Raw genomic sequence first — 25,143 nt, forward strand, 5'->3', positions numbered from 1 at the left:
GAACCCCTCGGGCCCGCTAGGATCCGATCCGCGCCGCGATGACCGGAGCCAGCCGGTCGGCGATGACCCGGTGCCCCCGGTCGTTGGGGTGCACCGAGTCCGTCAGATCGCCCGACCCCAGCCAGCCGGTCGTGTCCACGAAGGAGACGCGCGCGTCACCCCCGGCGACGGCGGCCTTCACCGCGGCCTCGGTCTGCGGGACGAACCGCCCGCGGAACGTCTCCAAGGCGAAGATCCACGCCTGCGGATAGGCGGCCCGCACCGTGCGCAGCAGACTGCTGTACGCCGACTGGAACTGCGCCGAACTCACCCCGTGACCGACGTCGTTGGTGCCGAGGTTGATGACGACCGCGTCGGCCCGGTAGCGGGAGAAGTTCCAGTCGGGCGTCGCCGCGTTCGGGTTGAGCTTGGTGAACTGCCGCTCCAGCCCCACACATCCGTCCGCCGCGGCCACCAGGCACGCCCCGCCCTGCGCGATCTGCGTGTGTTCCACGCCCAGGCGTCCCCCGATCAGCCAGCCGTACGCGGTACGGGCGTTCTGCGAGCTCGTCGTGCCCACGGTGATCGAATCTCCGACGAACTCGACCGTCCTGGCCGGGGCCGGTGGTGCGAACGTCGTCGCGCCGCTGTCCAGGACCAGGCCCTGGAAGACGGCGTCGCCCTTGTACGACCCGGCCACCACCTGGTAGTTGACCTGGAGGGTGTGGTTGCCCGGCGAGAGAGCCGCCGGGGTCAGGTTCACGGTCCCCTTGACGTCGTCGTAGAACGTCACGGGACCGTTGTCGATCCGCGCCCACAGGTCGATGGTGCCGCGCTGCTTCAGCTTGACCGTCCGGCCGGTGAAGCCGGCCCGGTAGTAGGCGCCCGCCCAGTACGGGGTGTAGGCGGTGGAGGAGCTCGTCGTGTCCCAGCGCCCGATGAACTTGATGTTCGGGTCGCCGGGCTGTCCGGGGGCGGCCGCGGCCTGTGCGGGCGAGCCGCCGGTCCAGGACAGCAGGCACGCCATGAGCACGGCCGCGACGAGGGCCGGCAGGGTGCGTCTTGGGGAGGTGCGGGGGGAGGTCTGCACGGGGTTCCCTTCACGTGGGGGTGGTACGGGAGCGCTCCCATAGGCAGCCTTTCGAGGGAAGCAGTGAAACGGTTCAACGTCAAGTGGTCGCTTATGGAGGGAAGTTGAGAGGATCCCGCCGTCTGGACCGCCCCCTGACCGAGCGCGTGACGGTCGGCGGTCTACGGACGCGGTCGGGGGAACGTCTCCAGGGCCTCGGCCAGGCCCGCCGCGTCCGTGCCGACCTTGCGGTACACGGACGAGAGCAGCTGCCGCACACCCTGCTCGGTGAGGTGCAATGCCTTGGCGACGACCGCCGCGGCCTGGCCCCGGGCCGTCATCTCGGCGGCCTTGCGCTCCTGCGCGGTGAGCGTGTCCGTCTGCGGGTAGCGCAGGGGCAGCGGCCGCAGCCCGGCCGCGGACAGCTCCCGCCTCGCCCGGGCGGCCAGGCCCTCGGCACCGCAGTGCACGGCTCCTTCCAGGCCCTGGTAGAGCCGGTCGGCGGCGTCGTGCAGCCGCCCGGCGCGTGCCAGCGCGGCGCCATGACCCACCAGGGCACGGGCCAGTTCGTACGCGGCGGGCGACTGCTGGAGGTGATCGACGGCCTGCGCGTGCAGATCGAGCCCCGCCTCGCCGCCCGTCACCTCCGCCTGGGCGTGCATGGCCTGGCCGATCGCCGATGCCGCGCCGAAGTCCCGGGCCCGCTTCACGGCGTCCTGCGCATGGCGCACCGCCCGGTCGGGCGCAATGCGGGACAGAGCCGAGGCCAGCCCCAGCTGCCAGGGGCACCACGCGGGGTTGCGCCAGTCCCGGCCCTCCAGCCACTCGCCGACGCGGGACAGCAGGGGAGCGGCGTCGTCGGGCCGTCCCTCCGCCAGGAGCAGCTCGGCGTAGACGGTGCGCGGGTCGGGGTAGATGACGGCGTTCGGGATGATGTCGCCGTAGTGGTACGTGTCGGCGAGTCGGCGTGCCGCCACGACGCGGCCGCGGGCCAGGAGGGTCTGGATCAGGATGCCGATGGCGAACCACTGGGCGGGTACGCCGCCTTCCACCCGGTCGGCGATGCGCAGGCCCTCCCGCACCAGGTTCTCGGCCTCGGCCAGGCTGCCGCGGCGGTACCGGATGTACCCGGAGAGCGTCTGGCCCAGGGCCAGGTGGGAGCCGCGCCAGCCCTTCGACTCGCACTCGGCCATGCCCTTCGCGAACAGCTCCTCGGCCCGTCGCGGCTGGTCGCAGTACATGAACACCAGCGCGACCGAGACGGGCACCTCGAAGCCCCGGTTCTCATGCGTCCAGCTCAGCCCGCCGCGCAGGGCCTCCTCGGCGTAGGCGAGCGCCTTCTGCCGCGGCTCGCCGCACATCATGGCGTCCCAGGCGCGCGACCCCAGGATGTAGCGCTCCTCCAGACCGCGGCCGGACAGCCGGTCGGCGAGCCGGGCCAGCGCCCGCGAACGGCCCGACGAGTCCGCCTCGTCGGTGCGGAACGCGCTCCACACGAAGTGGTCCCCCTGCATCCGCAGCCGGATCCTGGGATGGGCGGCGGCCCGCTGCGCCTCCTCGGCGGCCACCGTCGCGGCCTCCGCCATCCGGTCGGTGTGGGCCAGGGCCTGGGTCAGCCGGTACACCATCGAGGCACGCAGCTCGGGGTCGATGCCCGGTTCCGCGAGCGCCTCCCGCAGATGCGCCACGGTGGCCGTGGGCTTGATGAGGAAGGTCGCGCAGGCGAGTTCGTGCAGCAGCGCGGCACGCTCCTCCGGCAGCGGTGGCTCCTGCAGCGCCCGGTTCAGCAGCCGCCGGGCCGCCTCCGGGGCACCCGAGTGCAGGGCTTCACGCGCGGCCTCCCGCAGACAGTCCACCGCCTCGGAGCTGCCCTCACAGGGCACCTCCAGCAGGTGCCGGGCCGCGGCGGCGTGGCCGAGCCCGGCCGCCCGGACGGCCTCGGCGGCCGAGTTGTGCATCCCCTCCCGCAGGCTCGCCCCGATGGACCGGTAGATCGTGGTGGCGATCAGCGGGTGGACGAACTCCAGACTCCCACCGGGCCCCTCGCCGTCGGCCAGGATGCGGGCGCCGCGCAGCTTCTCCGTGGCCTCGGCCGCCGCCGTGCTTCCGATCGCCGCGATCCGTGCGGCCAGTTCCGGCGAGATGGCCTGCCCGAGGACCGCCGCCGCGTAGGCGAAGCGGACGGTGGTGGTGCCGAAGCCCTGGAGCCGCTCGATCAGCCCGGGCCCCTTCACCGCGGCCGCCAGGTCGCGCATCGCGGGCAGATCGTCACCGGTGCCCCTGAGGTTGCGCTCCCCGAGTCTGATGGAGAGTTCCACGGCCTCGAACGGGCTTCCTCCGGTGACCTCCCAGCACTCCTCGCAGAACGCGTCCTCGGCTTCCTCGCCGACCTCGTCCCGGATGATCCGTGCCACGGCCGTGGCGCTGAGCGGTGCCAGGGTGAAGGGACGGTTCCCCAGATCGGCGGAGGGTGCGCTGAAGGCGGCGGCCTCGAGGGGCAGTTCGGGCCGGAAGGCGACGACGATCAGCATCGACAGGTCCACGGCCCGGGGCGCGAACGAGGCGAGCCAGCTCAGCGACTCCACGTCCGCCCAGTGCAGGTCGTCCAGCAGCAGGACGACGGGCGCCTTCATCACGGCGAGGCGCGTCATCACCCAGTCGAGACCGTCGCGGACCCCGGTCGGGTCCGGCACATGACCGCTCGGCGTCGCGACCAGGCCGAGCGCGGCGGCGACGATGTCGTACCAGCCGCCCAGAAAGGTGCGCAGTTCCTGCTCGTCCATCGACGCCAGCGCGGGCTGGACGACCTGGCGCACCAGGTGGAAGGCCAGCTCCTGCTCCTTCTCACCGCCCCTGCCCGACAGCACGGTGAAGCCCTGCGCCCGGGCCCGGGCCTGATTCAGCAGGGCCGTCTTCCCCATGCCACCGGGACCGGTGAAGGCGAGGAGCCCGCCCCGGGGCGCCTGGGGCACGCCGTCGACGGAGTCCCGCAGGCCCGTCAGCGCCGATTCGAGCGCCCGGAGCTCCTTGCGGCGCTCGAGCAACGGCCGGCTCTCGGACGTGGGTTGCCACAGCTCATGCGCCATGTGCCGTACCGCTTCCTGTCGTCGGCCATCGGGAGGCAGCGAGAGCGTACGCCTCCCGATGGGCCCCGTTCCGGGTTCCGGAACGAGCACGACGAAGAAGGGTGAATGACCTGCTAAAGCCGCGTGAGGTGCGAGTTCAGCGGGTACCGTGGCTCGAATGGGCATCCGCTCCGCGGCCTGACGAAGCGCCTCCTCACGGCAGCGCCGGGGCCGCCGCGTCCGCGTAGCGGGGCACGGTGCGCGACCAGTAGTAGCAGCCGCGGATCCAGCCGGCCATGCCTTCCACATAGCCGACCCCCGAAGGGCTCAACTCCGGTTCGATCTCCGCGTAGAGCCTCTCGAACTCGCGGATCGTGCGGTTGATCTGCTGGATGGCCAGGGTGACGGCCACCGGCAGCGAACAGTGATGGGCCCGTTGGTAGGCGAGGGCCAGGTTGATCATCTGGCCGGACCGCTGCTCCTTGACCGCGGAGAAGAGGTCGGGGATCCACACCGCCGCGTCGGCCGACAGCCGGCTCAGGCGCCGCATCAACGGGTGGTGGAGCTCCCCGGAGGTCAGCTCGCACGGCTGCGCGGCCTCACACAGCGGGTGGAAGGGCTCGACGCCCGCGGTGAGGGACCGTATCGAGGTGCACAGCCCGGACCGCGGGGGCGAGGGGTGGGCCTGGGCCACCGCCTCGTACAGCAGTCCGTGCACGTACTCACGGCTCTTCCACGCCCAGCGCGCGGCCTGCGCCGGTGTGCACCGCTCGCGGATCTGCCGGTAGAGGTCGGACAGGGCCGCTCCCAGCGGGGTGCTGGGCGCCGTGCCGTCCCGCAGGACCGCGATGCTCTCGCACAGCATCGGCAGCAACTGGCCGGGCCGGTGCCGGCCGACCTCCTCGGCCCGGTCGTCGAAGACGAACTGGTAGGCGATCTGGTGAGCGACGAGCTGCAGGATGCCGGGATCCGCGTCCGGGCTGTTGTAGGACGCCAGCTCGGCCGGGCGGGTGTGGGCGATCATGGCCGCCACCCCGGGCTCGTCGCTCAGCCCCGTCACGCGCAGCCAGTGGTCGACCCCCGCCGCGGCCGCCTGCTCCTGAGGATGGTGCCGGAACGGGAAGGGCATGTAGAGGTGGGCGTCGATCAGTTCGACCAGGGTGGCAGCGGGAATCACGTCCTGCGCGACGGCCGCCCTCTCCTCATGCGTGGTGGACACCGTTGTCACCGTCCCTCCGGGTTTTCTCCGCCCCGGACGCCGCCGGCGCGGTTCCGGGCGCGAGGGCGGCGGCGTGCGGCGCGGTGCCGCCCGGTGCGTCCGCCCGTGACGTGCAGATCATCGTCAGGGACCTCGGTCCCAGCGTCGCCCCGGGGCGCGGTGGTGCGACCCGCCCGGCCGGATGCCGCAGCCGCCAGCGACCGGCGACGGTCGCCAGGGCCACGGTCATCTCGGCCATGGAGAACAGGTCGCCGATGCACTTGCGGTTGCCCGCGGCGAACGGGATCAGCGCCCCGTGCGGACCGGTGGCGGCTTCGCCCTCCAGCCAGCGCTCTGGCAGGAACCGGTCGGGCTCGGGGAAGGACGCGGGGTCGTGGTGCAGGAGATACGGGCTGTACAGGACCGTCGTCCCCCGCGGCAGCCTGCGTCCGGCCAGCTCCGCCTCCCGGGTCGTGACCCGTGTGAAGAGCCAGCCGGGCGGGGAGTGGCGCAGCGTTTCGGTGAGGACGGACCTCGTGTAGACCAGGCGCGGCAGGTCGTCGACGTCCGGCAACTTGCCGGCGAGGACGGTGTCGACCTCCGCGTGCAACCGCCGCTCCACCTCCGGGTGCTGCGCGAGAAGGCTGAAGGTGGAGGCCAGACACATCGACGGACTCTCGGAACCGGTGAGCAGGAGGGACACCAACTGGTCGTGGACCTCCCGGTCGGTGACCGGGACCCCGCCGTCCCCGGCCTCGGCGGCCATCAGCAGGAGCCCGAGCAGATCGTCGCGGGGAGTGCCCCGGCGGCGTTCGGCGATGGCCGCGTCGGTGAGCTCGCGCACCCGCTCCACCGCCCGCCGGTAGCGGCGGTTCGCGGGCGTCGGAAGGCGGAACAGCGCGTCCACCGGCACGACCGTGCGCACGAACAGGCCGCGCACGATGGCGGCGAGGCAGTGCCGCACCTCGTCGGCCGCGGCCGGGGTGAGCGAGTCGGAGAGCAGGAGCCGGCTGATCAGCCGGGTCGTCAGACCCAGCGTGGCAGCGCTGACATCGACCTCCTGCCCCGTGCGCCAGTCACGGCACAGCGCCGCGGCCTCCGCGGCCATCACGTCCGTCTGCGCGGCGACACCGGTGGGGCGGAAGGTGGGTTGCAGCAACCGGCGCTGACGCCGGTGCTCGGCATGCGGGCAGGTGACGACACCGTTGCCCATCAGCGCCCGCAGCCTCTCGTACTGCGGTCCGCCCTTGTCGAACGTGCGGGTGTCGCGGAGCATCCGGTGGACCAGCTCCGGGTGACACACCATCCACGCCCGCTGAGGGCCCAGGCGTATCTCGACCAGATCGCCCTGCGCGGGAAGAGATTTCAGAAACTCCAGCGGCCGGCGGAACAAGGCGATACCGTGGCCGATGGATGGGAATATGCCTGGAGCAGTACCAACCGTCCATGCCTGTTCCGATTCAGGAACGCAGCCGTTCATCGAATACCACCTGCTTCAGTCGATCTGGGAAAACGGTGACGTTTCAACGACGTGGTGCTTGCCCCATGTCCTGCCCAGTCCCAGCCGGCCGCCGACTTGGTGAACCCTTTCTCCGAGGGGGCGCACGGGTGCACGGGGAAGCGCTGAGTGAATCACATGCACGTCATGCGAACAGGTGGTCTTCTTCCGTCACTTCGGCGCCTCGAAGAGACTTGAGGTCTTTTCCGTATGCGCGGATTCGGAGAAGAATGCCGAGGCGAAGGACCGGGCGGGTCACACGGTCGACGGACGGGGGCCGCCCGGCCCCCCGGATCAGGTGCGGCGGAAACTTTCGGGCGGCGCCAGATACCCGCCCGCCACCCCGCCCGTGTCGATCACGATCTGGTCCACCGCGATCCCCGGATCCACCATGAACACCCTCAGCACGTGCTCACCGGGCGCGGACACGGCCACCCGGGCCGTCAGCTTCTCGATGCCCTCCTCCACGTTGCGGGCCCAGGCGTCGCCCCGGTTGCCGGTGGCGACCGCCTGGCCCGACAGGACCGTCGGGGGCTGGTCGTCGAGGGCGACCGCGAGGCGCCGCTTGCCGCGTTCATCGAGGGAAGGCAGCCGGAAGACCGTCACCGGGAAGGTTCCGGCCGTGGTGAAACGGACCCGGTAACGCAACTCCGGCGACCGGGTGGCGAGGTCCTCGGCGACGGGTGGTGCCGTCGTCGGTACGGCCTCGACGGCTCCCGTACCGCGGCCCAGGCCGCGGACGATCCGCCACCGCGCCCCGCCGCGCGGCACCGCGCGGTCGAAGTGCGCGGCGTCGATCGACACATAGCCGTGGGCCTCGACGAAGCCGCGGGCGCGCCGGCGCGCCCGCTCCCCGTCGTCGACCACCAGCAACGGCACCTGGATGCTCCGGCCGGCACCGGAGAAGGTCAGCGTCGGACGGTGCGTGCCCTCCGGCACCCGGGCCCAGTCGACCTCGGCCCACACCCGGACCTGGTCGGTGAGTTCACCGCCCGTCGCACTCAGCCGGACCCAGGGCACACTCGCCTCGGCCCGCCACTCCAGCGGCAGGAAGCCGGTGTTGAAGACGTCCACGAAGCGGCGGTCCCGGGTGTAGGAGGAGAACGACAGCGGGCGGTCGGTCCCCGTCTCGTTGCCCTCGGAGGCCAGTCCCAGGCCCGATGTCTCCTGCCGGGGGAGCCTGGTCACGGCCGGGCGGCCCGGCGCCTTCGGGATCTCGGAGGGGTAGGGGTTGACGATGCCGTCCCACTTCCCGCCCGCGATCCGGGTGTTGTAGCGCCGGGTGATCTCCTGCTCCTCGGCGTGTGCCGCCTCGGTCAGGTCCGCGAAGCGGTTCGTGCCCGCCCCCCGGCGCTGGCGGACGGCGAGCGCGTTGCGGTCCGCCCAGTAGTACTTCAGGTTCATCAGCCAGGCGCCGTGGACCGGGTACTCGACCAGCTCGTAGTACGCGTCCCGGTAGGCCTCGGGCAGCTTCGCACCCAGCCGCCGTACCCGGTCCAGCAACTCCTCGTAGGCCGTCATGCGCAGGCCCGCCTCGTCGCCGTGGTGCACCGTCGAGAAGACCGCCCGGTCGATGAACTCGGGGCGCCGCTGCGCCGCCAGGCGGTAGTACTCGGTGCGGATCGCGGCGATCTCCGCGCCGTACCGACGGCCGAACTGGCGGCCGGCCCACTCCACGAGGAAGTCCTCGACGTCGCCGGGGCCCCAGCGGTCCACGTCCCAGGCCATGTCCAGGCAGAAGGACAGGCCCGTCTCGATCGACTTGACGTCACCGACGTTGAAGATCCACATGCGGTCCACCCGGTGCTCGTGGACCCGGCGCAGCTCCTGCCAGACCTTGCTCAACTGCGTGGTGTCCAGCCACAGATAGCTCCGGGGGCGCCCCCAGTAGGAGAGGTGGTAGTAGATGCCGTTGCCGCCGGGGCGGCGCCGTTCGGCGTCGTTCGGAAGCTGGCGCATGTTGCCGTGGTTGTCGTCCGGCCAGATCAGGGTGACGTCCTCGGGGACCTGGACGCCCGCGTTGTACAGCTCCAGGACCTCCTTGTACGGGATGAAGATCTGCGGCTCGGCCGCCGGGCCGACCTCCTCGGCCAGGATGCGGCGCTGGTCGGCGATGATGTCGTTCATCACCGCGACCTTCTCCGGGACGGTGGTGGCGTACTTCGTCTCCAGCGCGGAGTCGTGCAGGCCCCGCATGCCGATCGTCCAGCTGCTCTCGTAGGCGGCGTTCTGGCGGGCCCGGGCCCGCCAGTAGTCGGAGATGACCGAGGGGTTCACCGTGTAGTCGTAGAGGGGGAGCGTGCCGTCCTCGGCCCGGTGCTCCTCGGCCCACGGCTCCCATTCGTGGACGCCGTTGCGCAGCATGGCCTCGGGGTGGCTGGAGCCGACCACGATGCCGTAGCGCTGGGCCAGTTCGGGATTCTCGCGGTGCTTGTTGAAGAAGTCGGAGTAGGGGTGCATCGCGGGCCAGAGGTAGTTGGCCTTGAGGCGGAGCAGCAGCTCGAAGACCCGCTCGTAGGTCTTCGGGCCGATGCTCTTGTCCGGCTCCTGGGTGCGGTGGGACCAGGTGGTGAGGTTCTGCTCGTCGTTGATGAAGATGCCCCGGTAGCGGACGGCCGGCTCCGGGCGGACGAGGGGGCCGGCCGGGACCGTCACGGTGTCACGGCGGGCCACGGGGACGTCGGCCCACCAGTACCAGGGCGAGACGCCGATGCGTTCCGAGGTGTCGTAGACGCCGTAGACCGTGCCGCGGCGGTCGCTGCCCGCGATGACCAGGGCACGTCCCACGCCGGGCAGCGGGCGGTCCACGACCTGGGTGACGGACGCCTCCCAGCGGCCCTTCACCCGGGAGACGTCCAGGCGCCGCTGCGCGACAAGCCGGTCGATCATCGGGCTCGCGCCGATCGTCCCCACCAGGACCAGGAGTTCGGCGCGCCGCGGCACGGTGTGCAGGAGCCTCGGGCGGACGCCGCCGACCCGCTCCACGTCCGCCTGGAGGTCACCGGCCGCGCGGATGACGGCGGGGTCGTCCGCCGCGTCCACGAACACGTCCACGGCGGTGCCGTCCCGGAGCAGGGTGAAGCCGGTGCGGTCGGCCGAGGGAGCGGCCTCGGCGGCGGTGACGGGGAGCAGGGGAGCGGCGCCTGCGGCTGCCATTCCCCGTAAGAAGGACTTGCGGGTCACGGACGGGAGCGACGGTCTCTGCGGCACGGGCACTGCCTTTCCGCGCCGGCCCCGCGACGGTTCCTCACGTACGGGCCGTCGACGGGGCTGCGCGCACAGGGGAGGGGCTGGGCATGGGCAGGCTAGAAAGCGCTTGCCGCTGCACCCTAGGCGAGGCCACGCGAGGGCGTCCAGATGGGGGCGGTGGGTCCGCCGTGGCACCCGCTTCCGTCATGAGCGTCCCGGCCAACACCGGTGTGGACGGCGAGACATGAGCCACCGGGGCGTGTGCGTGCCGGGGTGGGTGCCGTCCGGGGCCCCGAGGGTGATCGATAGGTTGGCGCTTGCCTCGCCCCCCACACGAAAGGCCAACCCGGTGCGCCCTCGACGTCTCCGTTCCGCTCTCACCCTTCTCGGCGCAGTGGCGACGGCGGCCACTCTGGCCCTCAGCCAGGCCGGCCCGGCCACCGCCGACACCCAGCGGCCCGCCCCCGCACGCCAGTCGGCCACCGCCCACGGCCTCGCCTCGGTGACCGACCTGTTCGCCCAGCGGCTGCTGCTGGCCGACAAGGTCGCCGCCGCCAAGTACGGCACGGACACGCCGATCGACGACCCGGCGCGCGAGGCGCAGATCCTGGCCGACGTCCGGTCCCGGGCGGCCGGCCTCGGCCTCGACCCGGACGCCGTGGCCGCTGTCTTCCGGGACCAGATCGAGGCCAACAAGCTGGTGCAGCGCGGTCTCCACGCCCGCTGGGACGCGAACCCGGGTGAGCGCCCCACCGAGCGCCCCGACCTGGCCAAGGAGGTCCGCCCGGCCCTGGACCGCATCACCACCGGACTGCTGGCCGCGCTGGCCGAGACGGATCGGGACCGGGCGGTGCCGTCGTGCGGTCCGCGCCTGGCCGTGGCCGCCGGCTGGTCCGCGTACACCCACCGGCTCGACGCCCTGCACCTGGAGGGACTCGGTCGGGCGCTGCCGTCGGTGTGCGCCGGCTCCCGGTAGCCCCGCCGCTCGGAAGGGGCCGTCGGTTCAGAAGGGGCCGTCGGCCTCGACGAGCCGGGCCAGGTTCGCCAGGGCCATGCGCGTGCCCGTCTCGTTGTCGGCGGCGGGCACGGCGTCGGGGAGGCCCTCGTGGACCATGAGGACCTCGGTGCCGCCGCCCTCGGCGTCCGTGAGCGTGGTCGTCAGCGTCATGGCGCCGCCCAGCGCCGGGTCGGTGGTCTCGAACTCGAGCACCTCGACCACCTGCTCGTCCGGCACGAGCCGCGCGAAGTGCCCGTGGTAGGTGTCGGTGTGCGCGGCCGACTTCCCGGAGGCGTCCGCTGCTTCGTAGGTGAGCGAGATACGGAACCCGCCGCCCTCGCGGGCGTCGAACGCGTGCACCTCGGCGCGCATCCCGGTCGGCACCCGCCAGCGCGCGATCGCCTCCGCGCTCAGCAGCGCCCGGTAGACGGCGGCACGGGGAGCGTCGACATGGCCGGAGACCCGGGACGTGTACATGGGCCCCACCCTAGGCGGTGTGGTCGGCCCCGTTCGGCAGCGGCGGTTCCGAGTCGAGGCGGCGCAGTTCCTCGTCGGTGAGGAGGCGGGAGCGGAGCAGGAAGCGGACGCCCTCCGGGGCCTCCAGGGAGAAGCCGCTGCCCCGGCCGGGGACCACGTCCACGGTGAGATGGGTGTGCGACCAGTACGTGAACTGGTCCGCGCTCATCCAGAACGGGGTGTCCCCGGCCACGTGCCCCAGCAGGAGGTCCGAGGCGCCGACCCGGAACTCGCCGCGCGGGTAGCACATCGGGGCGCTGCCGTCGCAGCAGCCGCCGGACTGGTGGAACATCACCGGCCCGTGCGTCCCGGTCAGCCGCCGCAGCAGGTCCTCGGCGGCGGGGGTCAGTTCGACACGTCCTGTGCGCACGGTCATGAGTTCCTCCTGGCGGTGCCGGTGGGGTCGGGGACCGGTCCGTATCGCGAGTCCCCCAGTATCCGCCGCCGTAGGGGGGAGGGCCACAAGGCGGGAGCGGTACACCTGTCCGCTCCCGCCCCGCCGGGCGTACGGATCAGGCCGCCGCGGCCCCCACCGCCTCCCGCCAGGCCGCTCCGCCGGCGACGGCCTGCCGCCATGCGCGCACCGCCCTGGGCGGCACGCCCATCGCCAGGGCGCCGGTCAGCCGGTCACCCCTGCGGTACGCGGCCACGAACCGCTGCTCGGCCAAGTCCCCTTCCACAACGGCGACTTCGTCGTGTCCGCGCAGGAAGCCGTACGCCTGGATCCTCGTGCCGTACTGGTCCGACCAGAAGTAGGGCACCGGCGCGAACGGCCGGCGGCCCTCCGGTGCGGCGAGCAGGTTGCGGGCGGCGGCCATGCCCTGCTCGGCGGCGTGGGTGCGATGCTCGATCCGCATCGACGTCCCGAACAGCGGGTTGTCCCAGCGGGCCACGTCACCGGCCGCGTAGACACCCGGTGCCGCCTGGCAGTACGCGTCGCACAGCACGCCGTCGCCGACCGGCAGTCCGCTGTCCGCCAGCCACTCGGTGTTGGGGAGCGAACCGACGGCGACCAGGACCTCGTCGGCCTCGACCACCTCACCGCCGGCCAGCCGTACGCCGCCGTCGGTCATCCCGGTCACGGTGACGCCGGTGCGCAGTTCCACGCCGTGGTCGAGGTGTGTCCAGCTGAGCAGCCGGCCGACCTCGGTGCCGACGGCGTGGGCCAGCGGCACGGGAGCCGGTTCCAGCAGGGTCACCCGCGCGCCCAGCCCCCGGGCCACCGCGGCGGCCTCGGCACCGAGGAACCCGGCGCCCACCACGACCAGACGGCGGCCGGGGCGCAGCCGCTCGCGCAGCGCGAGGGCGTCGTCCAGGGTGCGCAGCACATGCGCGCCCCGGTCACCGGGCAGCCGCCGGGGCCGGACGCCCGTGGCCACGATCAGCCCGTCGTAGCGCAGGTGCGAGCCGTCGGCCAGCCGCACCGTACGGTCCGTCAGGTCGAGGCCCGTCGCCGCCGTCCCGAGCCGCAGGTCGAGGCCGAGTGCGTCGAGGTCGGCCTGCGGGCGCAACGGGAGCTGCCCGGTGGTCCACGCGCCGGAGAGGATCTGCTTGGACAGCGGGGGCCGGTCGTAGGGGGCGTGGGGTTCGTCGCCGACCAGGGCCAGTGTGCCGTCGAAGCCGGTCCGGCGGAGCGTCTCGGCCGCCGCGAGCCCCGCGGCCGACGCGCCGACGACCACGACGCACCTCACCGCTCAACCAGCCGGATCGCCGCGGCCGGGCAGACGGATACGGCCTCGCGCACATCGTCGAGCAGGTCCTCGCCCGGCGTCTCCTCCAGCAGGATCGCGACGCCGTCGTCGTCGCGCTGGTCGAAGACGTCGGGGGCGGCCATCACGCACTGGCCCGACGCCACGCACTTCGGTACGTCCAGTTCCACACGCATGCTTGTCATCCCGGTTCTCTCGGTGGGGGGATCAGTGGGGGTGGGAGGGGTCACCAGGCCACCGGCAGGCCGTGCACGCCGTAGGTGGTACCGGTGTGGTCGAACTCCAGCTCCTCGACGGGCACAGCGAGCCGCAGGGTGGGGATGCGGCGGTAGAGGGTGCCGTAGACGACCTGGAGTTCCAGCCGGGCCAGGTTCTGGCCCAGGCACTGGTGAGGGCCGTAGCCGAATGCCTGGTGGATCCGGGCCGGGCGGGTGAGGTCGAGCCGTTCGGCCTCGGGGAAGACCTCCGGGTCCCAGTTCGCGGCGTGCAGGTCGAAGATGATGCCGTCGCCCTTGCGGATGACGACGTCGCCGATCTCGATGTCGTCCTTGGCGACCCGGCGCACGCCGGTCTGGACGATGGACAGGTAACGCAGCACCTCGTCCACGGCGTTGGCGATCAGCTTCGGGTCGTCGCTCCCGCGCAGCAGGGCGAGCTGGTCGGGGTGCTGGAGCAGGGCGATGGTGCCGAGGCTGATCATCGTCGCCGTGGTCTCGTGACCGGCGATCAGCATGGCGACTCCCATGTGCACGGCCTCGGTGTGCGCCATCTCCCCGGCCCGCACCCGGCCGGCCATCTCCGACAGCACGTCCTCGCCCGGGTCGGCCGTCTTCCGCTTGAGCAACTCGTCGAGGTAGGCGGCCAGTTCGCCGCCGGCCCGCCGGGCCTCCTCCGGCGGAGCCGCCCCGTCCAGCACCAGGCTGCTGCTGCGCTGGAAGAAGTCATGGTCCGCGTACGGCACTCCGAGCAGCTCGGCGATCACCAGCGACGGCACCGGCAGGGCGAACGCCTGGAGCAGATCGACCGGGTTGGGGCCGTCCAGCATCCGGTCGACGAGCTCGTCGACGATCTTCTGGACCGGCTCCCGCATCTTCTCGATGCGCTTGACCACGAACGGACCGTTGACGGTCCGCCGCAGCCGCGTGTGCTCCGGGGCGTCCGTGTTGGTGATGAGCCGCGGTGTGACCGGCGCGATCTCCGCCCGGTGCGCGTTGACGTACGGGAAGCCGGGGTCGAGGTCGTCGTCGCTGACACGCGGGTCGGGCAGCAGGGCCCGCTGGTCGGCATGCCGGGTGACCAGCCAGGGCGTGCTGCCGTTCCAGATCCGCACCCGCGTGATCGGATTCTCGGCCCGCAGCTCCTGCGTGGCCGGGGCAGGGGCGAGCGGGCACTCGGCCGCCCGCGGCAGCGGATACTCGGGCAGCGGCCCGGAGGCACCGGTGACGGGGCAGGACAGGACATCGGACATGGCATCTCCTGGTGAGGTGCGGTGGGGGGCTCCGGCGGGATCGGACTCCCGAAGGCCGGAGTCGGCGCGCAGGCGGTGGAAGAACTGGTCCACCGGTGGGGAAGCGGAGCGGGCCGGCATCGTCCGGTCGGCTCCCTGACGTGAGGCGGTCCTGGCCCACGTCGCACGCGGGAAGGTGGCCCTCGGCCGTGTCTACGGATGGGCCACTCTGCGGCGCCGTGCGACGATCCCGCCCGCCGCGCCGAGCGCGACCAGGCCCATCGCGGCGGCGGCGGCGGTGCCCTTCACCCCGTCCAGGGCGACGTACATCGCCGTGGCCGCACCGCCGTTGAACAGGAACAGGAACCACAGCGTGCCGGGCCTGGCCAGGAAGGCCGAGATCCCCGGCTTCCTGGCGAGACGCGTACCGGTGACGAGCGCGACGGCGGACCCGGCGATCGTGGCCACGCCCTGCTGCGTGCCGTCGAGGACGGCACCGGCGCCCAGGGCGGCGGCCAGTCCGGCGCCGAAGAAGGCCCAGAGCAGCAGGTCGGCGACGACGGACTTGGCGGCGGAGGGAGACGGAGACATGGAGGCACCTCTTTTGGCGGGGCGTGGGGGAGGAGGGGCTGGCAGGAGGGCGGTTCAGGCCTGCGCGTCGGAGGATTCCGCCGGTTCGACGGCCGTTCGCCGGCGCGGAAGGAAGGAGGCGAGCGCGAAGGCGAGGACGGCCGAGCCGGCGCCGAGGGCCATGACCGACTTGAAGCCGTTCTCCGAGGGCAGGGCGTGGCCGCCGAAGTCGGTGGTCAGCTGCGCCAGGATGACGCCGGCGAGGGCACTGGCGAACGACGTGCCCATCGAACGCATCAGGGTGTTGAGGCTGTTGGCCGCGGCCGTCTCGGAGGCGGGCACCGCGCTCATGATCAGGGCGGGCATGGCGCCGTAGGCGAAGCCGACACCGCCGCCGATGACGCAGGCCACGAGCACGATGTGCCAGACCTCGGACATCAGCACGATGCTCAGGCCGTACCCGGCGGCCACGACGAGAGCGCCGATCATCAGCGTGACCTTCGGTCCCTTGGCCCTCGTGATGCCCGCGGACACGGCGGACATGGCCATCATGACCAGCCCCTGCGGCGCCAGGATCAGGCCGACGGCCAGCATCGACCTGCCCAGGCCGTAGCCGGTCTGCTCGGGCAGCTGGAGGACCTGCGGCAGCACGAGCGACATGGCGAACATCGAGAAGCCGAGTGCGACCGAGGCGAGGTTGGTGAACAGCACCTGGCGGCGGGCGGTGGTGCGCAGGTCCACCAGCGGCCGGCCGGTGCGCAGTTCGTACCGTCCCCAGGCGAGGAAGACCACGGCCGCGCCGGCGAACAGCCCCAGGGTCGTGCCGCTGGTCCAGCCCCAGTCGCCGCCCTTGGAGACGGCCAGCAGCAGGGACACCAGGGCGGTGGACAGGCCGAGGGAGCCGAGCAGGTCGAAGCTGCCACCGGTGCGGACCGTCGACTCGGGCACGATCAGCCCGACGAGCGCGAGGGCCACGACACCGAGGACGGCGGAGATCCAGAACAGCATGTGCCAGTCGTAGCGGTCGGCGATGAAGGCGGCCGCGGGCAGTCCGAGCGCGCCGCCCACGCCCAGGGATGCGCTCATCAGCGCGGTGGAGCCGGCGAGCCGCTCGGCGGGCAGCACGTCGCGCATGATGCTGATGCCGAGCGGGACGACCGCCGCCGACAGGCCCTGGAGCGTCCGGCCCGCGATCATCGGGACGAGCGAGTCGCTCAGCGCGCAGACCACCGAGCCGGACACCAGCAGCACGATGCTGACCAGGAGCAGGCGGCGCTTGCCGAACATGTCGCCGAGGCGCCCGACGACCGGGGTGGCGACGGCGGCGGCCAGCAGGGTGGCGGTGACCGCCCACGCGGCGTTCGCCGCGGAGGCGTCGAGGTAGTTCGGCAGCTCGGGAACGATCGGGATGACCAGGGTCTGCATCAGCGAGACCACGATCCCGGCGAGGGCGAGCACGGCGACGACGCCGTTCGGTCTGCTCGGGGCGGAGGGACCGGTCTGGCGGCGGCGGGTAAGGGTGTGGGACATGGACGTGACTCCGTGCTGACGGGGGAGCGAAATTGCTTGACTTAGGCAAGCAGGTGTCCATTGCCGAAGTCAAGCAACTTTGCGCATTGCTTAACTTAGGCAAGCACCTCTAGGGTGGTCGCATGTCCACGCCGCACCACCGCGAGGATCCCGCCCGGTCGGCCACGGTAGAGATCGAGCGAGCCCTCAACCGGATCACCTACCTGGCGGGCCGCTCCCGGCAGCACGAGCGTCTGATGGCGGAGTCGGGCCTGTCCCTGGACCGGGCCGCCGTGGCGATCCTGCGGCACATCGCCGAGAGCGAGCCGCTGCGCCCGGGGGTCCTCGCCGTCCGGCTGTCGGTGGAGGCGTCCCACGTCACCCGGCAGCTGCGGCAGCTGGAGCAGGCCGGCCACGTCGTCCGCGTCCCGGACCCGGACGACCGGCGCGCCCAGCGCGTCCAGCTCACCGAGGCGGGCCTGGACGCGGTCGAGCGCATGCGGGAGGTGCGCCGCCGGGGCATGGACGCCACCCTCGCCGCCTGGTCGTCCGAGGACCTGGGACGGCTGGCCGGGCTGTTCGGCCGGCTCGTCGACGACTTCGTCCGGCACGCCGAGATCGAGATCCACGACCGTCCCGCGGCCCTGCCGCCCGGCCGGGAAGCCGATCACGGACGCTGATTGAATGCCGGGCATGACCGAGACCGACGCGCACGGGCCCGACCGCTGGGTCCAGTACTTCGCCCGGCGCGGATACCCCGGCGCCCGGCGGCTCGCCTCCGGCATGGAAGGGACCGTCTACCGGCTCCGGGAAGGGACCGTCGCGAAGGTGTGGGCCGGGCGGGCACCCGAGGACTTCGACCTCACCCGACGGCTCTACGCCGACATCGCCCGGCACCCCCTGCCCTTCGGCACGCCGAGGATCCTCGACGCCGAGGAGTACGGCGGGGTGCTCGTCAGCTATGAACGCGAGCTCGGCGGACGCCCGTTGCGCTCCGACGGAGACGGCAGGCGGCCCGCCCGTGACCTGCCCCGCCGGGAGACCGACGCCCTGCTCACCGTCCTGCGCGCACTGGCCTCCGTGCCGGGCAGCGACGTCATGCGGCGCCTGGTGATCCAGGGGGACGACCGGCCGCTGTGGCAGGGCCACTCCCGCTTCTGCGACGCGCTCGCCGCCCTCGTGGAACGGGCCGCCGGCCGCAACCGGGACGCCCTCGCCGCGCACGTGCCGCAACTCGCCGACGTCGTGTCCCGTACCGTCGCCTCGCTGCGGGCGTTGCCCGACCGGCCCGAGAGCGTCGTCCACGGCGACCTGGTGCCGCCCAACATCCACCTGGACGAGGCCGGGCACCCGGTCGCCGTCCTCGACTTCGGGTTCTGCACCACCGCCGGCGACCCCGCCTTCGAGGCCGCCGTCACGGCCGCCGTCTGGGACATGTACGGACCCGACGCCGCACACCACACCACCGAGCTGACCCGTCTGTTCGCCCGCGAACTGGGCCATGCCGAAGAGGTCCTGGACCTCTACCGGAAGGCCTACGCCCTCATCACGTACGACCTCTTCGGCACGGGCCCGCACGACGGGCACTTCCGCTGGTGCGCCGCCCTGTTGCGGTGACGCGCACTACAGCAGGTCGCGGGGGACCTTCTCGTTCCAGGTGCGCGAGAAGACCCGCCGGTCGGCCTCGTAGGCGTCGAGGGTCGCGTCGACGAAGAAGTCCGTCTCGTCGCACGTGAGCCGGGTGTGGGTGACCACCCGTACGTCCCAGTCGTCCCGCCGGAACCGCATGGTCCACGTGGTCTCGCCGCCGACCGAGGTGAAGTCGTCGGCGACCGCCGTGTAGCGCTCGCGGGCGCGGCGGCCGGCCTCCATGCCGATGTCCTCGAAGCGGACCGTGCCCCGGTCCTTGACGATGTCCAGCTCGGAGCGGTAGTCGATCAGATCCCGCTTGACGTCCCAGCGCTCCTCCGGGGGCGTCACCTGGGTCATGGCGAGCGGGGGAGTGCCCTCGGGTTCGCCGAAGGGCGACGACGGCACCTCGTCCGGCTCCTCCACCGGCCGCACCGGCAGGGTGAGCGTGCTGGAGTGCTCGTGGACGCTGAGCAGGGCAGGCTTCGGCGCCGGCCAGGCCAGCGGCCAGTAGGACGTCGACAGGGACAGCCGGATGCGGTGGCCCGGCGGGAACGCCTGCGCCACACCGTTGAGCGGGATGGTGGCCCGGTAGCGCCGGCCCGGCTCCAACGGCTCGGGTGACTCGGTGCTGTCACGGCGGGTCAGGTTCAGGATGCCGTACGAGACGCGCGTCGCGGCGCCGTCGGGGCTCACGTCGGACAGCCGCGCCGCCACCAGGGCCACCGGCTCGCTGACCGACAGGTCGAGCTCCACGCTCGGCGAGCCGAGGATCTCCACCGGCTCGGTCAGCGGCTCGCTGTCGAAGACGAGGGAACCGCCGTCCTCCTCCCGCTGGTCGTAGGGCAGGTCCGGGGGAGCGTTGTAGGAGGCCCACTTGCCCGCGAACTGGCCGACGGACAGCGGCGAGCGCACGGTCATGGCCGCGCCGCCCTCGCTGGGCGCAGCCGTGGCGTCCTGCGCGGCTCCGATCGTGTGCCGGGTGAGCGGGTGCGTGACGGGCCGGATGTGCGGGGACGGCCAGTGCGGCTCGCCGACCCAGCGGCCCGGCCGCTCCTCGTAGGAGGTGGAGGGCGGCACGCTGTCCTGCATCCACGCCAGCAGCATGGGGCCGTCCATGACGCCGTTGTCGACGCCCTTGAGCCAGTGGTCCCACCACCGCACGAGCTCCTGGAGGTAGCCGATCGCCGGGCCGGGCTCCCCGAGGTGGGGGAACTTGTGCGACCAGGGCCCGATCAGCCCCTTGCGGGGCACGTCCAGGTTCCCCAGCAGCCGGGTCACGGCGTTGGAGTAGCCGTCCGCCCAGCCGCTGGAGGCCAGGACCGGGCAGCGCACGCTCGTGTAGTCCTCGCACACCGAGGCGTGCCGCCAGTAGTCGTCGCGCCGCTGGTGGCGCAGCCACTCCAGCACCCACGGCTCGGTGTTCTCCAGCCGCTCGTGCCACATCTCGCGCCAGCGCTCGCCGACCACGGCCGGGTCGGGCGGGCAGGTGCCGTAGGCGAACATGGTGCCCGCCTCGGCCAGGTTGTCCGACAGCAGGGCGCCGCCCATGTAGTGCATGTCGTCGGCGTGCCGGTCGTCGGTGAACGAGGCGATGGCGATGGCCTTCAGGGACGGCGGACGGCGGGCCGCCACCTGGAGTGCGGCGAACGCGCCCCAGGAGATGCCCATCATGCCCGTGCCGCCGTCGCACCAGGGCTGCTCCGCCAGCCAGGCCAGGATCTCCTCGGCATCCGCCTGCTCCCGTTCCAGGTACTCGTCGCGCAGCACGCCCTCCGAGTCACCGGTTCCGCGCAGGTCGACGCGGACGCAGGCGTAGCCGTGCCCGGCGAGGTAGGGGTGGTGGATCGAGTCCCGTACGGCCGTCAGGTCGCGCTTGCGGTACGGGATGTACTCCAGTACCGCCGGGACCGGCTCCTGGTCAGAGGAGGTGGGCCGCCAGATGTGCGCGGAGAGCCGGACCCCGTCGGACATCGGGATCGTGACGTGCTCTTCTTCCTTCGTCTCGTACGGCAAATTTGTCACGTAACGCATGGAAGTGACGTGCTCCTCACTAACGCGTGGCGTCGGCCTCGGCCGGGGCGTCCTCGAAGGCCAGGCCCAGGGCGGCCACGCAGTGGTCGAACTTCTCCCGCAACTCCGCCTCGTCCGCTCCGCCGGTGTAGATGTGCGCCAGCTCGTAGCTGTAGCTGTCCTGCCCGGGGAGGTCCGAGAGCCGGTCGCCCTCTGCGGGGATCACCTCGATGCGCACCCCGGGTGTCTCCCGCTCGATGCGGGCGATCTCCTCGGGGCCCGGCACCCGGCGCACCACACCGTCGGTGAACCAGCGGTGGTACCACTTCGCCGCCATCGCGTACGAGCCCTGGCGGTGCGGCATGTGCGGGTCCTCACCGAGGGCGAGACGGACCATGCAGTGGTGGTTGGGCACGCCGTCGACGTACTGGAACAGCTCCGCGTGCGACTGGGAGTGCCGGGGGTTGATCTCCAGCAGGTTGATCTCCCGGGTCCGCGGGTCGTAGAAGAACTCGATGCTGAAGGTGGCCGAGTCCATGCCGATCTGCCGCATCACGCGCTCGCTGACGTCGTGCAGTTGCGCGATGACCGGGGGCGGCAGCATCGAGGGGTACTGGTGGCGCAGGAAGCAGGGGGAGTCCGGGTACTGGATGGAGTCCAGGACCCCGTAGACGGTCACCTCGCCCTGGTGGACATAGCCCTCGACGGCCACCTGGACACCGGACATGGCCCCCTCCGCGAGACAGACCCGGCCTCCCACGCCGTTCATCTCCGGCGGCAGGTCGATGCGTTCGAGGACGTGCTCGAAGGGGCGGCCGATGCGGGATATGCCGTCGCGGATCTCGGCGACCGCCGTGCGGAACTCCTCTTCGTCACCGACTCCGAAGGCGAGTTCGGAGGAGTACGAGAGGGCCGGCTTGAGCCACATCGGATAGCTCACGCTCTCGGGCGGGCGTGGAGGCTCGGCCGACAGGTCGACCTGGCCGAAGGGCGGGTGCCTGTCGGTGGCCTTCTGCTGCTCCAGCCGGCTCCAGTACTTGTGCTCGCACTTGACGACCGACTCCAGGCTGGTGCTGCGGGTGCCATAACGTTCGCTCAGCATCGGGACGAGGGTGCTGACCGGGAAGTCCCAGTAGCCGACGATCGCGTCGATGCTCCCGTCGAACGCGTCGAGCACGTCCTGAGCCTTGTCGAGCAGCTTGGGCAGGTCCACTTCGCCGACCTGGAGCTCCTCGATCGTCAGCAGCTGGTGAAAACGCAGCTGGTCGGCTCCCGGGACCTGGTGGAGCGTGGGCAGGTTGGCCTCGTCGAGCCCGATCACGAAGACGTTCTTCACCGTCTCGTCAGACACGGCTCTCCTTCCGACGACGTACGGCCCGAAGGCCGGCTTGCAAGATCGTCGGAGTACCCCTGCCACCTGCCGGCATGCCGCTCCGGACACCGCGCCCGTACCGGACGGCGGGGAACATGCCCGCCCTGAGCCGGACACGGTCGGCACGCGTGTGCCGGCTCACACCCCGGTCGGCAGGGCCTGTTCCGCCCAGATGGTCTTGCCCGTCGCCGTTTGGCGGCTGCCCCACCGTTCGGCGAGCTGGGCGACGAGCAGCAGTCCCCGCCCGCCCTCGTCGAAGACCCGGGCCCGGCGCAGATGCGGGGCGCTGCTGCTGCCGTCGGACACCTCGCAGATGAGGGTCGAGTCGCGGATCAGCCGCAGCTCGATGGGGGCGCCGCCGTACCGCAGCGCGTTGGTGACCAGCTCGCTGACGATCAGTTCGGTGGCGAACTCCGCCTCCGTCAGCCCCCATTCGGCCAACTGCTCGCCCGCCATCTTGCGGGCCCGGGCCACGGCCGCGGGGTCCGGGGGCAGCTGCCAGGTGCGGACCTTCCCGGCGTCGAGCACGGCCGTGCGCGCCAGCATCAGTACGACGTCGTCATCGGCGGGCCGGCCGGTCAGCAGCGTGTTCAGCACCTGCTCGCAGGTCTCCTCGAGCGCCACCACGGGCCCGCCGAGTGCCTGGCGCAGCAGGGAGATCCCGATCTCGATGTCGTGGCCGGGCGCCTCGATCAGACCGTCGGTGTAGAGGGCGAGCAGGCTGTTCTCCTCCAACTGCACCTCGGCGGCCTCGAACGGCAGGCCACCCAGGCCCAGCGGTGGCCCGGCCGGCAGGTCCACGAACCGGACGCCGCCGCCGGGCGTGACCAGCGCGGGCGGCGGATGCCCGGCGCGGGCCATGGTGCAGCGGCGGGACACCGGGTCGTACACGGCGTACAGACAGGTGGCGCCGACCTGCCCCGACGCTTCCTCCGCCCCGCGCACCTCCGGGCCCTCCTCCCGGTCGAGCCGGATGACCAGGTCGTCCAGCTGGGTGAGGAGCTCGTCGGGGGCGAGATCGACATCGGCGAGCGTGCGTACGGCGGTCCGCAGCCGGCCCATCGTCGCCGACGCCTGGATGCCGTGTCCCACCACGTCGCCCACGACCAGGGCCACGCGCGCGCCGGACAGCGGGATGACGTCGAACCAGTCGCCGCCGATGTCCGCACCGGCACCGGTGGGCAGATAACGGTAGGCGATGTCCATCGCCGCCAGCTCCGGAAGCCGCTCGGGCAGCAGGCTGCGCTGGAGCGCCAGGGCTGTGCGGCTTTCCCGGGTGAAGCGGCGGGCGTTGTCCACGCTGACCGCGGCCCGGGCGACGATGTCCTCCGCGAGCAGCAGGTCGTCCTCGCTGAACGAGTCGTGGGTGCGGTGGCGCAGGAAGTGCACCAGGCCCAGGGTCACGCCGCGGGCGCGCAGCGGCACCATCATCACCGAGTGGATCATGTACCTGGTCACGGTCCGGGCGCGGGCGGGGGAGGACTCGAGCCACTCCAGCAGCTCCGGATCCCCCGGCCGGTGCCGGGCGCCCCGCTCGGCGGCCAGGACCCGCAGCGGCAACGTCCCCACCGGGTAGCCGATCGTGCCGCCCGTGGCCACCACCGATTCCGGGCAGCCCTCCAGCACCGATCGCTGGGCGGTGCGCCGCACGACGGCCGGCGTGCGCGTCGGCAGCGGTCCCGGCTCGTCGCCCCGGGCGACGGACTCCAGCAGATCCACGGTGACGAAATCCGCGAATCCCCCGGCGACGGCCACCTCCGCCATCTCCTCGGCCGTCCGGGTCACGTCCAGGGTGCTCCCGATGCGCAGACTGGCCTCGTTGAGCACCGCCAGCCGGCGCCGGGCCCAGTACTGCTCCGTCGTGTCGAACACGGTCGCCGACATGCCCTGGACCACGCCGGCCTCGTCCTTCAGCGGCGACATGAACATGGACCAGGCGTGCGTCCGGACCTCGCCCGGGGCCTTGCCGTGCTCCTCGTGGAAGATCATCTCGCCGGTGCGCAGGACCTCCCGCTGGAGGCGGTCGTAGGTGTCGAAGGGCGGGTTCGGCTCGATCTCCCACAGGGTCAGGCCCTTCATCTCCTCCTCGGACCTGCCCATCACCTCGGTCATGATCTCGTTGGCGCCCACCAGCCGGGCGTCCCGGTCGTAGACCGCCACCGGTACGGGGAGCTGGGCGAGGGTGAGGTCCCACAGGGACGGGGCCCCGTGCTCCTCCCGCGCGCCCGGGTACACCGGCACGGTGCCGGTCACGAGCCAGAGCCGGCCGCCCTCGGCGTCCAGCAGCGGTGTCCCCTGCAGCCGTACCACGACCCGGTTGCCGTCGCGGTGCCGCAGGGCCACCTCACCGGCCCATCGCCGGCCCTCGGCCGTGTGCCGCCGCGTGGACTCCGGGAGACGGGCGGCGAGCAGGTCGTCGACGGGCCTGCCCACGAGCTCGGCGGGTTCGTAACCGAGCAGCCGGCGGGCCCCGTCGCTCCACACCGTGATCACTCCACCGGCGTCGACGACGAACGCCAAGTCCTCCGGTACGCGTCCCTGCACGGTGCCTCCGGATGTGCCGCCCCGGCCTGCCCACCAGTCCCTGCACCCGATTGTCCCGCTCCCGGCCCGTTGGGGCTCGTCTGCCGAGAAGCGCCTCGGTGACCAGCGCGAACGCTCAGATGGCCGCGCGGATCGCCTGCTCGAACCCCTCGACGTGGCCCCGGGCGAGCCGCGCCGCCCGCTCCGGCTCACCCGCGACGATCGCCTCGATCAGCGGCCCGTGCTCCTCGACGTGTCCCGCCATGTCGGACAGGCGGTCGAGGAACAGGCACCAGATGCGGGTGGCGAGGTTGTCGTGGCGGACGAGGGTGTCCTCCAGGTACGGGTTGTGCGCGGCGGCGTAGACCGCGCGGTGGACCTGGAGATCCAGGCGCATCAGCTCGCCGTCCTGCCGGGCGGGATCCGCGTGCTCCAGCTCCTGCCGCAGGGCCGTCAAAACCGCCCGGTCCGCCACCGTGGCACGCCGCGCGGCCTGGGCGGCGGCCAGGGGTTCGAGCTCCTGGCGCACCTCGGAGATATGGGCGAGGTCGGTGATGTTGACCTCGGTGGCGAAGGTGCCGCGCCGGGGGTAGGTCGTGATCAGGCGCTCGTACTGGAGCCGCTTCAGCGCCTCGCGGACCGGTGTCCGCCCCACGCCGAGGGACTGCGCGAGCTGCTCCTCGTGGATCGGGGCGCCCGGGCGGATCTCGAGCATGACGAGCCGGTCGCGGATGGCGCGGTAGGCGCGCTCGGCGAGGGACAGCTCCTCGCCGCCGGGCTCTGGGCTCCGGGAATCCCCGCTCATGGGCTCGGTCGCCAGCTGCTGCATGAATGCCCCCTTGACCTGTCCGGCGAGCTCC

19 protein-coding genes are annotated in these 25,143 nt (G+C 72.3%); 3 read left to right on the plus strand and 16 right to left on the minus strand.

Annotated elements, in window-relative coordinates:
* Positions 1 to 16: 16 nt before the first annotated feature.
* The 5 genes from IE153_RS14295 to IE153_RS14315 form a co-directional block, all read right to left on the minus strand.
* Positions 17 to 1,069 carry an SGNH/GDSL hydrolase family protein gene (locus IE153_RS14295; RefSeq protein WP_229828995.1) on the minus strand — a complete coding sequence of 351 codons (1,053 nt, stop codon included), beginning with the start codon at positions 1,067 to 1,069 and terminating at the stop codon, positions 17 to 19.
* A gap of 161 nt (positions 1,070 to 1,230) precedes the next feature.
* Entirely contained in the window at positions 1,231 to 4,134 is a 2,904-nt protein-coding gene (locus IE153_RS14300; RefSeq protein ID WP_189590078.1) for an ATP-binding protein, read from the minus strand.
* Between the two features lie 193 nt (positions 4,135 to 4,327).
* On the minus strand, positions 4,328 to 5,332 hold the full coding sequence (locus IE153_RS14305; RefSeq protein WP_229828996.1) for a (-)-alpha-amorphene synthase: 1,005 nt from the start codon (positions 5,330 to 5,332) through the stop codon (positions 4,328 to 4,330).
* Positions 5,316 to 6,704, minus strand: a complete 1,389-nt coding sequence (locus IE153_RS14310; protein ID WP_229828997.1) for a cytochrome P450 — start codon at positions 6,702 to 6,704, stop codon at positions 5,316 to 5,318. Before IE153_RS14310 ends, IE153_RS14305 begins: the two co-directional genes overlap by 17 nt.
* Positions 6,705 to 7,103: 399 nt before the next feature.
* Positions 7,104 to 9,965 (minus strand): glycosyl hydrolase 115 family protein, encoded by a 2,862-nt coding sequence (locus IE153_RS14315; RefSeq protein ID WP_189590081.1) that lies wholly within the window; start codon positions 9,963 to 9,965, stop codon positions 7,104 to 7,106.
* Positions 9,966 to 10,347: 382 nt separating this feature from the next.
* Between IE153_RS14315 and IE153_RS14320 the strand changes: the two genes are divergently transcribed.
* Positions 10,348 to 10,974, plus strand: a complete 627-nt coding sequence (locus tag IE153_RS14320) for a chorismate mutase (protein ID WP_189590082.1) — start codon at positions 10,348 to 10,350, stop codon at positions 10,972 to 10,974.
* A gap of 27 nt (positions 10,975 to 11,001) precedes the next feature.
* On the opposite strand, the gene IE153_RS14325 is transcribed toward IE153_RS14320, so the two are convergent.
* The 7 genes from IE153_RS14325 to IE153_RS14355 all read right to left on the minus strand — a co-directional run bounded on the left by IE153_RS14325 (position 11,002) and on the right by IE153_RS14355 (position 16,767).
* Complete coding sequence (locus IE153_RS14325) at positions 11,002 to 11,472, minus strand: SRPBCC domain-containing protein (RefSeq protein ID WP_189590083.1); 471 nt, start codon at positions 11,470 to 11,472, stop codon at positions 11,002 to 11,004.
* Between the two features lie 10 nt (positions 11,473 to 11,482).
* On the minus strand, positions 11,483 to 11,887 hold the full coding sequence (locus IE153_RS14330) for a DUF779 domain-containing protein (RefSeq protein ID WP_189590084.1): 405 nt from the start codon (positions 11,885 to 11,887) through the stop codon (positions 11,483 to 11,485).
* Between the two features lie 136 nt (positions 11,888 to 12,023).
* Positions 12,024 to 13,202 (minus strand): NAD(P)/FAD-dependent oxidoreductase, encoded by a 1,179-nt coding sequence (locus tag IE153_RS14335; RefSeq protein WP_189590085.1) that lies wholly within the window; start codon positions 13,200 to 13,202, stop codon positions 12,024 to 12,026.
* Positions 13,199 to 13,396, minus strand: a complete 198-nt coding sequence (locus IE153_RS14340; RefSeq protein WP_189590326.1) for a ferredoxin — start codon at positions 13,394 to 13,396, stop codon at positions 13,199 to 13,201. Before IE153_RS14340 ends, IE153_RS14335 begins: the two co-directional genes overlap by 4 nt.
* A 50-nt stretch (positions 13,397 to 13,446) precedes the next feature.
* Positions 13,447 to 14,688, minus strand: a complete 1,242-nt coding sequence (locus IE153_RS14345; protein ID WP_189590086.1) for a cytochrome P450 — start codon at positions 14,686 to 14,688, stop codon at positions 13,447 to 13,449.
* A 192-nt stretch (positions 14,689 to 14,880) separates the two neighbouring features.
* Positions 14,881 to 15,258: a hypothetical protein gene (locus IE153_RS14350; protein ID WP_189590087.1), complete on the minus strand. Its 378-nt coding sequence runs from the start codon at positions 15,256 to 15,258 to the stop codon at positions 14,881 to 14,883.
* Between the two features lie 54 nt (positions 15,259 to 15,312).
* On the minus strand, positions 15,313 to 16,767 hold the full coding sequence (locus IE153_RS14355) for an MFS transporter (protein WP_189590088.1): 1,455 nt from the start codon (positions 16,765 to 16,767) through the stop codon (positions 15,313 to 15,315).
* A gap of 122 nt (positions 16,768 to 16,889) precedes the next feature.
* On the opposite strand from IE153_RS14355, the gene IE153_RS14360 reads away from it, so the two are divergent.
* On the plus strand, positions 16,890 to 17,426 hold the full coding sequence (locus tag IE153_RS14360; protein WP_189590089.1) for a MarR family winged helix-turn-helix transcriptional regulator: 537 nt from the start codon (positions 16,890 to 16,892) through the stop codon (positions 17,424 to 17,426).
* A 13-nt stretch (positions 17,427 to 17,439) separates the two neighbouring features.
* Entirely contained in the window at positions 17,440 to 18,363 is a 924-nt protein-coding gene (locus IE153_RS14365) for a phosphotransferase family protein (protein ID WP_189590090.1), read from the plus strand.
* Positions 18,364 to 18,369: 6 nt separating this feature from the next.
* Here the strand turns inward: IE153_RS14365 and IE153_RS14370 are convergent, their stop codons facing one another.
* The 4 genes from IE153_RS14370 to IE153_RS14385 form a co-directional block, all read right to left on the minus strand.
* The gene (locus IE153_RS14370; RefSeq protein WP_189590091.1) at positions 18,370 to 20,409 is read right to left on the minus strand and encodes a CocE/NonD family hydrolase; all 2,040 of its coding nucleotides are present in this window, start codon (positions 20,407 to 20,409) and stop codon (positions 18,370 to 18,372) included.
* Between the two features lie 19 nt (positions 20,410 to 20,428).
* A complete protein-coding gene (locus tag IE153_RS14375) occupies positions 20,429 to 21,739 on the minus strand; it encodes an ATP-grasp domain-containing protein (protein WP_189590092.1) in 1,311 nt (436 codons plus the stop codon).
* A gap of 159 nt (positions 21,740 to 21,898) precedes the next feature.
* Entirely contained in the window at positions 21,899 to 24,304 is a 2,406-nt protein-coding gene (locus tag IE153_RS14380; protein ID WP_189590093.1) for a SpoIIE family protein phosphatase, read from the minus strand.
* 115 nt (positions 24,305 to 24,419) lie between these two features.
* Positions 24,420 to 25,112 carry a GntR family transcriptional regulator gene (locus IE153_RS14385; RefSeq protein ID WP_189590094.1) on the minus strand — a complete coding sequence of 231 codons (693 nt, stop codon included), beginning with the start codon at positions 25,110 to 25,112 and terminating at the stop codon, positions 24,420 to 24,422.
* Between the last annotated feature and the right edge of the window lie 31 nt (positions 25,113 to 25,143).

This window comes from Streptomyces massasporeus (genome assembly GCF_014648995.1).
GTDB lineage: Bacteria > Actinomycetota > Actinomycetes > Streptomycetales > Streptomycetaceae > Streptomyces > Streptomyces massasporeus.